This window comes from Falsiphaeobacter marinintestinus (genome assembly GCF_007923355.1).
GTDB classification, from domain to species: Bacteria; Pseudomonadota; Alphaproteobacteria; order Rhodobacterales; family Rhodobacteraceae; genus Phaeobacter_A; species Phaeobacter_A marinintestinus.
The window spans coordinates 98,829-111,602 of the sequence record NZ_VOGO01000011.1 but is presented as its reverse complement, the minus strand read 5'-3'; the positions used below and the strand labels follow the sequence as shown (position 1 = coordinate 111,602).

Below are 12,774 nucleotides of genomic sequence, written 5' to 3'. Positions count from 1 at the left end.
GAAGCTGGAGATCTTTTCAGTCTGGCGCATCATCAATCATATGCGGAAATTTTGCACAAATTCCGCACTGCGAAAATATTTTCTGTTGCACTTTCGTCTTCAATCTGGCCCCTTGTGCGGGAACGTAACGTCACGAAACAGGATTTGGCAATACAGCGACATACTGCGTGGTATGTCGAACGTGCTTCGGGTGGGAATCAACCGGAGCGACGCATGGCAGACCCCGGGAGGGAGCGCGGCAATCGCCGCCGAAGGGGTCGATCTGCCGAAATGCGAGGGAGGAAAATTTGGAATTTTTGCAACTGCTGGTCAGCGGTCTTGCGAACGGCTGTGTATACGGTCTGATCGCGCTTGGATTCGTGCTGATCTATAAAGCGACCGAAGCTGTGAACTTCGCCCAGGGCGATTTCATGATGCTGGGCGCGTTCATCGCCCTGGGCCTGACCAACGCCGAATACATGGATCTTCCGTTCGCGCTGGCGGCGGTCTTGTCCATCGGCATCATGGCCGTTCTGGGGTATGCGCTGGATTATCTGGTGCTGCGCCACCTGTTCGGCCAAAGCCAGACCGCCATCGTTATCCTGACCATCGCTTTGGGCTTTGTTATCCGCTTTGTCGCCGGGGCAATCTGGGGCCACGAGCCTCAGTCGCTGGAAAGTCCACTTGCCTTGGGCGATGTCCATCTGGGTGGGCTGGTTCTGGGCATGGCCGATGTTGCGATTATCGTCGTGACCGTGTTGCTGACGTTTTTCCTGTTTCAGTTCTTTCAGCGCACCAAGCTGGGTCTGGCGATGCAGGCCGCGTCGCAGAACCAGATGGCCGCGTATTACATGGGTATTCCCGTGAAGCGCATACAGGGTCTGATCTGGGGTCTTGCGGGTGCCACGGCAGCGATTGCCGGTATCCTGTATGCCTCGAAAGGCGCGATCGATCCGAACGCGGGTCTGATGGGCATCAAGGCGTTTGCCGCAGCCGTCATCGGCGGGTTCGGGTCGCTACCCGGAGCCCTGATTGGTGGGCTGATCGTCGGGGTGATCGAACCCTTTGCCGCGCGCTATCTTGCGGCTGGGTATTCGCAGATCGCACCTTACGCCTTGCTGCTGTTCGTTCTGGTCTTCCGCCCGCACGGCCTGTTCAGCCAGGTCCGCACGAAGAAGGTCTGACGATATGCGCATTCATTTTAAAACATCCTATGACCACGACATCCGGCTGTTTCCGGACCTGTGGAGCTTTTGCGTCTATGCCGCGCTGATTGTCATTGCCGTGTTGCTGCCGTTTCTGATGGGTGAGTTCTATCTGGGCGAAGTCACAAACGTTCTGATCTGGGCCATCGCGGGTCTGGGATTGATGTTGCTGACCGGGCAGACCGGGCAAGCCAGTCTGGGACATGCAGCGTTTCTGGCCGTCGGCTGTTATTCCTGCATCATTCTGATGGAACAAGGCTGGCCGTTCCTGTTGGCCTTTCCAGCCTGCGGGATCATCACCGGTGTGTTCGGCATGTTGTTTGCAATCCCGGCGGTGCGTCTGCACGGGATCTATCTGGCAATTGCGACCATCGCTTTGTCGATCCTTGCCGATGACATCATCGTTCTTCTGGAACCCTGGACCGGTGGAGTTGCGGGGAAATACCCGTCGTCAATCGACATCTTTGGTTATGAAATCAACCGCTGGGTCAACATCAGAGATTTCTATTGGTTGGTGTTGGCTGTGACAATCCTGTGCACTTTGGCATATCGCAACCTGCTGCGGGCTCCGTTGGGCCGGGCCTTTGCCGCGGTCCGGGACAGTGAAGTTTCGGCCACTGCAATGGGGGTGCATATTGCTTTTACCAAGGCGCTCGCCTTTGGTCTGTCCTGCGCTATCACCGGTTTGGCCGGTGCGCTGATGGGGTTTTACGCAGGGGCGGTCACGAATGAGACCTTCTCGATCGTGATCTCGATCAACCTGCTTATGATGATCGTGATTGGTGGTCTTGGGTCGATTCACGGGGCCTTTTTTGGCGCTATCGTCGTTGCCTTCTTGCCCCAAGCTTTGTCGATCCTGAAAAACGCGGTCGGCGGCGGTGGTGTTGCCATCCCCGGGCTTGAATCGGGTGTGTTCGGGTTGATCCTGATCCTGTTCATCATGTTCGAACCAATGGGCATTTATGGCCGCTGGCTGAAAATCAGGACGTGGTTCGAACTGTTTCCGTTCGCCCGCAAGGACATGTTCCGCCGCCAGAAATCCTATCTGAAAACGGAGCGGCTGAGATGAGCCTGCTTGAGATCAACAATGCCACGCTGAAATTCGGCGGTGTGGTGGCTGTCAACGACCTGAGTTTCTCGGTCGATGAGGGTGAAGTGTATGCCATTGTCGGGCCAAACGGGGCTGGCAAGTCGACTGTGTTCAACCTGATTTCGCGGTTCTACGACCCGTTTGCGGGCTCGTTCAAGTTTGATGGCAAGGACCTGTTGTCCAACAGCGCCGACAAGGTTGCCGACATGGGCATTGCGCGGACGTTTCAGAACATCGAACTGTTCGATCACGCGACGGTTTTGCAGAACCTGCTTGTGGGTCGTCACCGGCATCGTAAGACGAATGTGTTGGAAGAGATGCTGTTCACCCCGCGCGTTCGGCGCGAAGAGAAGAAGCACCGCGCCGCTGTGGAAGAGGTGATCGATTTCCTCGACCTTCAGCCATATCGCAACAAGATGATCGCGGGCTTGCCGTATGGCGTGCGTAAGGTTGTGGAACTGGGCCGCGCACTGGCCTCGGGGCCCCGGCTTTTGTTGCTGGATGAACCGGCTTCGGGTCTGTCGGTGGAAGAAACGCAGGACATGCGCTGGTGGATTGATGACATCCGCAAGCAGATGGGGATCACCGTGCTGATGGTGGAACATGACATGGGGCTGGTGTCGGGCGTGTCCGACCGGGTTCTGGCGCTGGCGGACGGCGCGAAACTGGCCGAAGGCACACCTGCCGAGGTTCAGTCGGATCCGAAGGTGATCGAAGCCTATCTTGGAACGGGGGCTGCGTAATGGGAGAGACCGTTCTTGAGGTCAAGAACCTCGAAAGCTTCTATGGCCCGATCATGGCGATCCGGGGTGTTAGTCTGAAGGTCGAACAGGGCCAGGTGGTCACTGTGCTGGGCGCCAACGGGGCTGGCAAATCGACCCTGATGAAGACCATTTCCGGGATCATGGACCCGGAAAAGGGTCATATCGTTTTTGAAGGCGAAGAAATCCAGGGGATGGAACCGCATCAGATCGTCAACCGTGGCATCGTGCATGTCCCGGAAGGGCGCGAGGTGTTTCCGCTGTTGACGGTCGATGAAAACCTGTCGCTGGGGGCCTATACCCGCAGCGACAAGGCCGAGATCGAGCGCGACCGCGAGATGGTGTTCAGCTATTTCCCGATTTTGGCGGAACGTCGCAATCAAGAGGCCGGAACGCTTTCGGGGGGGCAGCAGCAGATGCTGGCCATCGGACGCGGGCTGATGCTGCGACCCAAGATCATGCTGCTGGACGAACCCAGCCTGGGCCTGTCGCCATTGCTGGTGCAAGAGATCTTTGCGATCCTGAACCGGCTCAACAAGGATGAAGGTGTCACCATGATGCTGGTCGAACAGAACGCCAGAGTGGCGCTGGAGCTGGCCGATATCGGGTACGTCATGGAGATTGGCCGGATCGTGATGGATGGCTCGGCGGATCGGTTGATGGAAAGCGACGATATCAAAGCGTTCTACCTGGGTCATCAGGAAGAAGGCCAGCGCGGCGAACGGCGCTGGAAGCGCAAGAAAACCTGGCGGTAACGGGGAGGGATGACAATGAACATGCACGCCCAACCAACAATCGAAATTGATGGGGTGACCTATAACGCAACACCCGGCCAGCGCCCGCTGACCGTGGATGGTTGCACCACGATTCCCAAACTTTTCGCGCATCGCTGCACAACTCTGGGCACCCAGACGGCGCATCGCGAAAAGGACATGGGGATCTGGAAAAGCTATTCCTGGCGCGACTACTGGGACCATGCCAAATGGATCGGACTGGGGCTTGTGGCGCTGGGTCTGAAGCGCGGCGAAGTCGTGTCGATCCTGAGCGAAGACAACAAGGAATGGCTGTACGCCGATATGGGCATTCAGGGCGTCGGTGGCATTGCCTCGGGCGTTTATACCACGGATGCGGCCAGCCAGTTGGCCTATCTGATCAATGACAGCGACAGCCGGTTCCTGTTTGTCGAAAACGATGAACAGCTGGATAAGTATCTTGAGATCGAAGATCAGGTGCCGGGCCTGTCGAAGGTCATCATCATGGATCGCGAAGGGCTGCACGATTTGCGGCACGACAAATGCGTGTTCCTTGATGAGCTGTACGACACAGGCCGGGCTTATGACGCCGAACATCACGGAGCGTTCGAAGCCGAGATTGAAAAATCCAATCCCGGAGATACGGCCCTGCTGATCTACACCTCGGGCACCACGGGCATGCCCAAGGGCGCGATGATCAGCAATGAAAACATCCTTGGTACGATCGAATCCGGGGCCCGGGGGCTGGCGGTTTACAGCGGCGATGAACAGCTGTGCTTCCTGCCGCTGTGCCACATTCTTGAGCGCAACGTCTCGGTCTATTTCCCGCTCGCAGCGCGCAGCACGGTGAATTTTGCCGAAAGCCCGGAAACGGTGTTCGACAACATGCAGGAAGTGTCGCCTTCGACCTTCTTTGCCGTCCCCCGCGTTTGGGAAAAGATGTTCTCGCGTGTTCTGGTTCTGGCGCAGGAGGCCACGCCAATTGGGCGATTGGCCTTCCGTCAGGCGGTCAGGGCCGGTGAGGCCCGCGCCGATTACGCCATGCAGGGCAAACCGGTACCGGGCGGCGTCGCCATGCGGTATGCAGTCTGGGATTTCCTTGTGCTGCGCAACCTGCGTCGGATGCTGGGTATGGACAAGATGCGCCGGGGCGGTACCGGTGCCGCGCCAATCTCACCCGAGTTGCTGAAGTGGTATTGGTCAATTGGGGTGCCATTGATCGAGGGCTATGGCATGACCGAGAACACCGGTCTGGCGACCATCAATACCATCGAGGAAAACCGCCCCGGCACGGTCGGCAAGGCGTTGAACGGCGTCAAGATCCGGATTGCCGAAGATGGTGAGATCCAGTCGTTGGGCGCGAACAATTTCCAGGGCTACTGGCGCAATAACGAAAAGACGGCCGAGACCTTTACGGATGACGGCTGGCTTAGAACCGGCGATGTCGGGCGGATGGATGACGATGGATATCTGACCATCACGGGCCGGATCAAGGACATCATCATCACGGCGGGCGGCAAGAACATCACCCCGGCAGAAATCGAAAGCCGGTTGAAGTTCAGCCACTATATCTCGGACGCGGTGATTATCGGTGACAAGCGCAAGTTCCTGACCTGCCTGATCATGATTGATCAGGAAAACGTGGAAAAATTTGCGCAGGATCACAAAGTCCCGTTTAGTGACTTTGCATCGCTCTGTGCTGCCTCTGAGGTGGTCGGGCTGATCCGCAAGGAAGTCGAAGAGGTCAACAAAGAATTCGCCCGCGTCGAACAGATCAAGGATTTCCGCTTGATCAATGTTCTGTTGACCGCCGAAGATGACGAACTGACGGCCACAATGAAACTCAAGCGCAGCTTCGTCGAGAAGAAGCACAAAGCACTGATCGACGAGATGTACTGAGAACCGAGCTTACGATAACGATCATATTTCTTAGGGAGGAAACCATGAAGAAACTTACAGCCGCTCTGGCGGTAACCGCACTGACCGCCGGTCTGGGCACCTCGGCCATCGCCGCCGAGCAGGGCGTCACAGACAGCGAAGTTCTGATCGGGTCGGTCAACGATCTGAGCGGCATCTTTGCTGCTGTTGGCGTGCCCGCCGTAAACGGTGCCAACCTGCGGATTGAAGAGCAGAACGCCGCTGGCGGTGTACATGGTCGCCAGATCCGGTTTGTTGTCGAAGACAATGGCTATCAGATCCCGCGCGCGATGCAGGGCTATAACAAGCTGCTGAACAAAGACAAAGTGTTCGCCATGCTGCTGTCGCTGGGCACGCCGATGAACATCGCGGGCTTCAAGTTGCTGGACCCCAAAGGCATCCCGAATATCGGCCCGCTGTCTGCAGCGCGCGAAATGCTGAGCGAGCCTATCGACAACAAGTTCACCGGGTTCTCAAGCTATTGGGATCAGATGCAGGTCGGCGTGACCTATCTGGTCGGCGAAAAGGACGCAAAAACCGTCTGTTCGATGTACATCCCGTCGGATTTCGGCAAAGAGATCGCCGAAAGCACCAAGGATGTTACCGCAACACTGGGCCTGACCTTTGGCGCGGAAACAACGCATAAACCGGACGAGCAGGATTTTGTCGGCTCGGTCACCAAGATGAAAGCCGCAGGCTGTGACATCGTGACGATGGCTTTGGGCATTCGTCAGGGGATCACCGTGGTTGGCACGGCCAAGAAACTTGGCTGGACCGACGTGGCCTTCCTGAACTCTTCGGCTGGTTTCCACGAAGTGATTGCAGCTGTTCCGGGCGGTGTTACCGACGGGCTGTATGCTGCGTCTGGCTGGGTCGATCTGATCGCACGCGCGGGAGAAGAAGCTCCGGCGAAGTTCATGGCGGATTATGAAGCCAAGTTCGGTCAGCCAGCGGGTGGCTTTTCCATGCTGGGGTATTCAGCTGCAGACACCATGATCCGTGCCATGGAAGTGGCGGGTCCGGACCTGACACATGAAAGCTTTATCAAGGCAATGGAGTCTCTGGACTACTTTGACGACTTGTCCGATGCACAGATCACCTATGGTCCTGGCGATCACAAAGGCGCTGATGATGTCGTGATTTCGGTCGTCGAAGGTGGCAACTGGAAAGAGCTGTCTCGCCAAAAGCCTTAAGAGACATGCCATAAAGGCTTACCTCGAAATCTGAACTTGAAAGGCCCGGGCAAATGTCCGGGCCTTTTTTGATCTGTGTCGATCAAACACCCGGACCACCTCGGCAGATTGTAATGGGCTATAACAATATTGAATACCAATGGCAGCAAACCGGTCTTGCGCTGAACGGCTTTGCTGGGCACCCCTTAGCGCAGAAGACAGTGTGTTGTTGCGCGGCGTCGCGTCGCGGCAGCACAATCTTAGAGGCAATATATTGCAACTGACGATCAGTTCGGCATTATATTGCCATGTGAAGACTTAAGGGAGGAATCAGATGACCAAACGCAGAAGTATTCTGGGCTTTGTCGGGGGCGCCGCAATTGCCGCTCTGGCAACCGGCTTTACCGCAACCACGGCCATGGCGCAGGAAGTGACATTGAAGTTGCACCAGTTCCTGCCAGCGCAGGCCAACGTGCCAAAGCTGATTCTGGACGTCTGGGCAGACAATGTCGAAAAAGATTCCGATGGCCGTATCAAGGTCGAGCGGTATCCGTCGATGCAGCTGGGTGGTAAGCCGCCAGAGCTGATGGACCAGGCCATTGATGGCGTCGCCGATATCGTCTGGACCGTTGTGGGCTATACCCCCGGACGTTTCCCGTCGACCGAAGTGTTCGAACTGCCGTTCATGATGACCAATGCGCGGGCTGTTAGCCACGCCTATTGGGATATGTTCGACAAGCACTGGAAAGACACCGAATTCAAGGATGTCCACATCCTTGGAACATGGGTGCACGGCCCCGGCATGATCCACACCAAGGATCCGGTCGAAACGCCGGCTGACCTGCAGGGCATGAAAATCCGCGGCGGTTCGCGGTCTGTGAACGCTTTGCTGACCGAACTGGGCGCGACCCCTGTCGGCATGCCGGTTCCGGCCGTATCCGAAGGTCTGTCCAAAGGCGTGATCGATGGCACCACCATCCCGTGGGAAGTCACCACCGCGCTGAAAGTGCCGGAACTGGTCGAGAACCACACCGAGTTCACGGGCAAGGCGCTGTACACGCTGACTTTTGTTCTGGCGATGAACAAGGCCAAGTATGAAAGCCTGCCCGATGACCTGAAGAAGGTGATCGACGACAATTCGGGACTGGAATTCTCGGTATTCGCTGGTGGCACGCAGGCTGACTCGGATGGTCCGTCGCGCGAAGTGGCCTATGATCTGGGCAACAACATCATCACGCTGGACGCGGATCAGACAGCTGTCTGGGCCGAAGCCGCCCAGCCGATCTATGATGCATGGATCGCGGACATGGACAGCAAGGGTAAAAACCCGCAAGCGCTGATCGACGAAGCCCGCATGCTGATCGACAAGTACACACCAATGTACCAGAAGTAATCGAGCGATTGCTTAACGAAGCCGCGGCGGGAGATCGCCGCGGCTTTTCTATTAAGGGGGAGGCATGCTGATGCATAGCAAGATGATGAGCCTTTCAAGGTTCATGGCCATTGCAGGCGGACTTGTTCTGAGCCTGTTGATCATTCTGACCTGCGTGTCGATCCTGGGACGGTCGTTAAACGGCATCATGCATGGCGATATCATGCAGGCGGTGGCACCGGGGTTTGCGAACTGGCTGATTGCGATCGGGGTTGGCCCGGTCAACGGCGACTTCGAACTGGTCGAAGCGGGTGTTGCCTTTGCCATCTTCGCCTTTCTACCGCTGTGCCAGATCACATCGGGCCATGCCTCGGTGGATATCTTTGCCAACTTTTTCCCGCGCCGGTTCAACGCGTTCCTTCGTATGGTCATCGAGATCCTGTTTGCGCTGGTTCTGATCCTGATCGCCTGGAGGCTGTTCGAGGGCACGTTGTCGAAGAAGTCTTATGGCGAAACGTCGTTCCTTTTGCAGTTCCCGTTGTGGTGGGCCTATGCGGCCAGCCTGTTCGGCGCCATCGTCGCCGCCATCGTCGGCATCTATATGGCCTGCGTCCGAACCGTTGAATTCTTTACCGACCGCATTCTGGTCTGGGACGGCGTGGAGGCCGAACAATGAGCACGCTTGAAATTGGCATCGCGTCTTTCCCGGCCCTGATGATCCTGATCTTTCTGCGGGTTCCGATTGGCCTTGCCATGTTCCTCGTTGGTCTAATCGGGTTGACCATCGTGACCGACGGAACCACCGTTGCCTTTGCGCGACTGAAAAGCGAAACCTATTCGACCTTCTCCAGCTATTCGCTGACCATCGTGCCGATGTTTCTGCTGATGGGGCATTTCGCAACGCTGGGCGGCATGTCGAACGCGCTGTTCAAGGCCGCCGAAGGCTGGCTGGGCCACCGCAAGGGCGGTGTCGCCATGGCGTCGATCGGGGCCTGTGCCGGATTTGGCGCGATTTGCGGATCTTCCTTGGCGACCGCGGCCACGATGGGCCGGGTCGCTTTGCCCGAACTGAAACGGTACGGGTATGCCGGGGGATTTTCGACTGCGACGCTGGCGGCTGGCGGAACGCTGGGCATCCTGATCCCACCGTCGGTGGTGTTGGTGATCTATGCGATCCTGACCGAGCAGAATATTGCCAAACTGTTCCTTGCCGCCTTCATTCCCGGTATTTTGGCAGCGCTTGGCTATGTGATCGCGATTTCGATCTATGTGCGGCTTTACCCTGAATCCGCCGGTACCCGCCCGCGTGTTCCATACGCCGAGCGGTTCGCGGCCCTGTTCCATGTTTGGCCAGTGCTTCTGGTCTTCGGCGCTGTGGTTGGCGGCATTTACCTTGGTTGGTTCACGCCGACCGAAGGTGCGGCTGTTGGTGCGGCAGGCACAGGCCTGATTGCGTGGCTGAACGGCGGTCTTGGCCGCGACAGCCTGATCGAAAGTTTCATGGTCACGGCCCGTTCAACCGCAATGATCTTTTTCATCGTGCTGGGGGCCGGGTTCTATAACGGCTTCCTTGCGTTGACGCAGGTCCCGCAGGAATTGTCGAACTTTGTGGTGAGTCAGGGGTTCAGCCCCTGGATGGTCCTGTCGTTGATCCTTATCTTCTATCTTCTGTTCGGCTGCCTGATGGATTCATTGTCGATGATCCTGCTGACGATTCCGATCTTCTATCCGGTCATCTCGTCGATGGATTTCGGCTTCCTGTCGCTGGTCGACATGCAGGCTGATGCCGCGATGGAGGTTCTGAAGAACGGCGTGCCGCAGGGCATGGCGGCCGATATGCTGGAGTCGATCAAGACGTCTATCGCCAGTGGCGTCGAACTGACCCGTGATCAGATGAAGGCGCTGGATATTCGCGTGACCAAAGGCATGGTCGACCGGATGGAGGTCGAACAGGTCGCGATCTGGTTCGGCATTCTGGTTCTGATCGTTGTCGAAACCGGTCTGATCACACCGCCGGTTGGGATGAACCTGTTCATCATCAACGCGATGGACCGCACCACGCCGATTGTCGAAACCTATAAAGCCGTGATGTTCTTCGTCGCATCTGACATCGTGCGGGTGATCATTCTGGTGGCCTTCCCCGCGATCACGCTGTTTCTGGTGACATGACGCCGGGGCCAGCCTGCGTCCTACGGGAGAGGTTTTTATGATACGCGGCGGATCGTCAGGTCCGCCGTATCCCGATCCGGCCTGGGCGTATGTTCCGGGCCGGACATCGCGTCACCCCGACGGCACCTTTGAAGTGCTGTGTGACACTGCCCGCCCGGACATGACGGCCCGTGAGCTTTCGCAGACAGACGCCTGGCTTGCGGGATTGCAGTATCTGGACCGGGGGTTTTTCTGGGAAGCGCACGAGGTAATCGAACCCGTCTGGATGGCGATTCCTGATGGTGCCCCCGAGCGTTTGGTGGTGCAGGCCGTGATCCAGATCGCAAACGCCAGCCTGAAGCAAAAGATGGAACGTCCCGGGGCTGTTTTGCGTCTTTGCGCGATAGCAGAGGCCTTGCTGGCCGATGGTCAGGCTGGTTGTTTGACGATGGGGGTTCGGATGCAGGATTTGCAGGATCTGATCGTCACGCAGCGGGAAACGGCGAATCGAAAGACTTCTGAAGCCTGAGAGCAGTGCACTAAAGTGCACTTTTTTCAGGAGATCCGAGCAAACTTCAGGGCGTCAACTCACAATATACTGTTATTGAATGAAAATTTAACTTGGCATTATTGTGCACAAAATGTGTTTACGCACACAGTAAGGTGCCCTAAAGTTCCTGCAACCAAATCTGACCGAGGACGTGTGCATGTCTCCTATCAATTTCGAAGTCTTCCCGGAGTCATACCGCCACTGGCGTGTCGAATACGAAGGCGACATCGCCCGGGTTATCATGGATGTGGACGAAGACGGCGGGTTGATGGAGGGCTATCAGCTTAAGCTGAATTCCTATGATCTGGGCGTTGATATCGAACTGGCCGACGTGGTCCAGCGGATGCGATTTGAACACCCCGAGGTCAAGGTTGTCATCATGCAGTCTGGCAAAGACCGGGTATTTTGTGCTGGCGCCAACATCCGGATGTTGGGGGGCGCAACCCATGCCCACAAGGTCAATTTCTGCAAGTTCACCAACGAAACCCGCAACACCTTTGAAGCCGCAGAAGAGGATTCGGGGCAGAAGTGGATTGCCGCGGTCAAAGGGTCGTGCGCGGGCGGCGGCTATGAACTGGCTTTGGCGTGCAACCACATCATCCTCACCAATGACAGCACGTCGTCAGTGGCATTGCCCGAGGTCCCATTGCTGGCGGTTTTGCCGGGCACGGGCGGTCTGACCCGGGTCACGGACAAGCGCAAGGTCCGCCGCGATCTGGCGGATGTGTTTTGCGCCATGGAAGAAGGCGTGCGCGGTCAGCGTGCTGTCGACTGGCAGTTGGTGGACGAAATTGTCCCAAATTCGAAGTTCGACGACGTCGTAACGGCGCGTGCGGCGGAATTTGCCGCTGCCTCGCTCAAAGCAAACGGGCTGACAGGCATCAAATTGACCCCGCTGCCGCGCAAGATCGCCGAAGATGGGTCGATCAGCTATGATCTGGTCGAGGTCGCAATCGAGCGCGACAAAGGCCTTGCCACAATCACGCTGAACGGACCGGATACCGCTCCACCGGCCTCGACTGACGCGCTTCAGGCCGAAGGGGCAGACAATTACCTTCTGAAACTCGCCCGCGAACTGGATGATGCGATCCTGCACCTGCGCACGAATGAGCGCGAGGTCGGCGTTCTGGTGTTCCGCAGTCAGGGCGATCCGGCTGCTGTGGTGGCGCATGAGGCGATGTTGCTGGATAATGCCGATTTCTGGTTGGCGAATGAGATCCTGCAATACTGGAAACGGGTTCTGAAACGGGTCGACATGACCGCGCGCAGTCTGGTGGCCGTTGTCGAACATGGCTCCTGCTTTGCGGGTCCACTGGCCGAGCTGCTTTGGTCCTGCGACCGGTCGTACATGATGCAGGACGAATTTGAAGGCGATAACCGCCCACTGGCCACCGTAACCCTGACGGCGGGCAATTTCGGACGCTACCTGATGGGCAACGGCCTGACCCGGCTGCAGACCCGGTTCCTGGGGGACCCTGAGGCCGTCGACAGGCTTGAGGCGCAAAAGGGCGAGGCATTGGATGCAGACGCTGCAGATGACGTCGGCCTTGTCACTTTCATTTATGATGACATCGACTGGGAGGACGAGCTGCGGATCTTCCTTGAAGAACGCGCTTCGTTCTCGCCGGATGCGATGACCGGAATGGAAGCCAATCTGCGCTTTGCCGGACCCGAAACAATGGAAACCCGGATTTTTGGCCGTCTGACGGCGTGGCAAAACTGGATTTTCCAACGCCCCAACGCAGTTGGTGAAGAAGGCGCGCTGCAGCGCTATGGCACCGGCATTCGCGGCAAGTACAACATGGAACGTGTCTGAACCGATCGGCAG

At 57.3% G+C, this 12,774-nt stretch carries 11 protein-coding genes; all 11 read left to right on the top strand.

Features of this window, described 5'->3' with window-relative positions:
• Nucleotides 1-287: 287 nt before the first annotated feature.
• The 11 genes from FOY56_RS19595 to boxC all read left to right on the top strand — a co-directional run bounded on the left by FOY56_RS19595 (nucleotide 288) and on the right by boxC (nucleotide 12,762).
• Nucleotides 288-1,163 carry a branched-chain amino acid ABC transporter permease gene (locus tag FOY56_RS19595; RefSeq protein WP_146347846.1) on the top strand — a complete coding sequence of 292 codons (876 nt, stop codon included), beginning with the start codon at nucleotides 288-290 and terminating at the stop codon, nucleotides 1,161-1,163.
• Between the two features lie 4 nt (nucleotides 1,164-1,167).
• The gene (locus FOY56_RS19590) at nucleotides 1,168-2,253 is read left to right on the top strand and encodes a branched-chain amino acid ABC transporter permease (protein WP_146347845.1); all 1,086 of its coding nucleotides are present in this window, start codon (nucleotides 1,168-1,170) and stop codon (nucleotides 2,251-2,253) included.
• The gene (locus tag FOY56_RS19585; protein ID WP_146347844.1) at nucleotides 2,250-3,017 is read left to right on the top strand and encodes an ABC transporter ATP-binding protein; all 768 of its coding nucleotides are present in this window, start codon (nucleotides 2,250-2,252) and stop codon (nucleotides 3,015-3,017) included. The genes FOY56_RS19590 and FOY56_RS19585 overlap by 4 nt, the downstream gene beginning before the upstream one ends.
• Nucleotides 3,017-3,790, top strand: a complete 774-nt coding sequence (locus FOY56_RS19580; protein WP_146347843.1) for an ABC transporter ATP-binding protein — start codon at nucleotides 3,017-3,019, stop codon at nucleotides 3,788-3,790. Before FOY56_RS19585 ends, FOY56_RS19580 begins: the two co-directional genes overlap by 1 nt.
• A 15-nt stretch (nucleotides 3,791-3,805) precedes the next feature.
• Nucleotides 3,806-5,686, top strand: coding sequence for an AMP-dependent synthetase/ligase (locus tag FOY56_RS19575; protein WP_186766401.1), 1,881 nt, complete (start codon nucleotides 3,806-3,808; stop codon nucleotides 5,684-5,686).
• A gap of 44 nt (nucleotides 5,687-5,730) precedes the next feature.
• On the top strand, nucleotides 5,731-6,897 hold the full coding sequence (locus FOY56_RS19570; protein ID WP_146347841.1) for an ABC transporter substrate-binding protein: 1,167 nt from the start codon (nucleotides 5,731-5,733) through the stop codon (nucleotides 6,895-6,897).
• Between the two features lie 313 nt (nucleotides 6,898-7,210).
• Nucleotides 7,211-8,269: a TRAP transporter substrate-binding protein gene (locus FOY56_RS19565; protein ID WP_146347840.1), complete on the top strand. Its 1,059-nt coding sequence runs from the start codon at nucleotides 7,211-7,213 to the stop codon at nucleotides 8,267-8,269.
• A 70-nt stretch (nucleotides 8,270-8,339) separates the two neighbouring features.
• The gene (locus FOY56_RS19560) at nucleotides 8,340-8,924 is read left to right on the top strand and encodes a TRAP transporter small permease (RefSeq protein ID WP_146347839.1); all 585 of its coding nucleotides are present in this window, start codon (nucleotides 8,340-8,342) and stop codon (nucleotides 8,922-8,924) included.
• Nucleotides 8,921-10,417 (top strand): TRAP transporter large permease, encoded by a 1,497-nt coding sequence (locus tag FOY56_RS19555; protein WP_146347838.1) that lies wholly within the window; start codon nucleotides 8,921-8,923, stop codon nucleotides 10,415-10,417. Before FOY56_RS19560 ends, FOY56_RS19555 begins: the two co-directional genes overlap by 4 nt.
• Before the next feature lie 37 nt (nucleotides 10,418-10,454).
• A complete protein-coding gene (locus tag FOY56_RS19550) occupies nucleotides 10,455-10,925 on the top strand; it encodes a DUF309 domain-containing protein (protein WP_146347837.1) in 471 nt (156 codons plus the stop codon).
• 178 nt (nucleotides 10,926-11,103) lie between these two features.
• Entirely contained in the window at nucleotides 11,104-12,762 is a 1,659-nt protein-coding gene (boxC, locus tag FOY56_RS19545) for a 2,3-epoxybenzoyl-CoA dihydrolase (protein WP_146347836.1), read from the top strand.
• The last annotated feature ends 12 nt before the right edge of the window (nucleotides 12,763-12,774 follow it).

Excerpts from the sequence above, each read along its gene's own strand:
- FOY56_RS19590 (WP_146347845.1), top strand. The coding sequence starts at position 1,168 with ATGCGCATTCATTTTAAAACATCCTATGACCACGACATCCGGCTGTTT.
- FOY56_RS19585 (WP_146347844.1), top strand. The coding sequence starts at position 2,250 with ATGAGCCTGCTTGAGATCAACAATGCCACGCTGAAATTCGGCGGTGTG.
- FOY56_RS19580 (WP_146347843.1), top strand. The coding sequence starts at position 3,017 with ATGGGAGAGACCGTTCTTGAGGTCAAGAACCTCGAAAGCTTCTATGGC.
- FOY56_RS19575 (WP_186766401.1), top strand. The coding sequence starts at position 3,806 with ATGAACATGCACGCCCAACCAACAATCGAAATTGATGGGGTGACCTAT.
- FOY56_RS19570 (WP_146347841.1), top strand. The coding sequence starts at position 5,731 with ATGAAGAAACTTACAGCCGCTCTGGCGGTAACCGCACTGACCGCCGGT.
- FOY56_RS19565 (WP_146347840.1), top strand. The coding sequence starts at position 7,211 with ATGACCAAACGCAGAAGTATTCTGGGCTTTGTCGGGGGCGCCGCAATT.
- FOY56_RS19560 (WP_146347839.1), top strand. The coding sequence starts at position 8,340 with ATGCATAGCAAGATGATGAGCCTTTCAAGGTTCATGGCCATTGCAGGC.
- FOY56_RS19555 (WP_146347838.1), top strand. The coding sequence starts at position 8,921 with ATGAGCACGCTTGAAATTGGCATCGCGTCTTTCCCGGCCCTGATGATC.
- FOY56_RS19550 (WP_146347837.1), top strand. The coding sequence starts at position 10,455 with ATGATACGCGGCGGATCGTCAGGTCCGCCGTATCCCGATCCGGCCTGG.
- boxC (WP_146347836.1), top strand. The coding sequence starts at position 11,104 with ATGTCTCCTATCAATTTCGAAGTCTTCCCGGAGTCATACCGCCACTGG.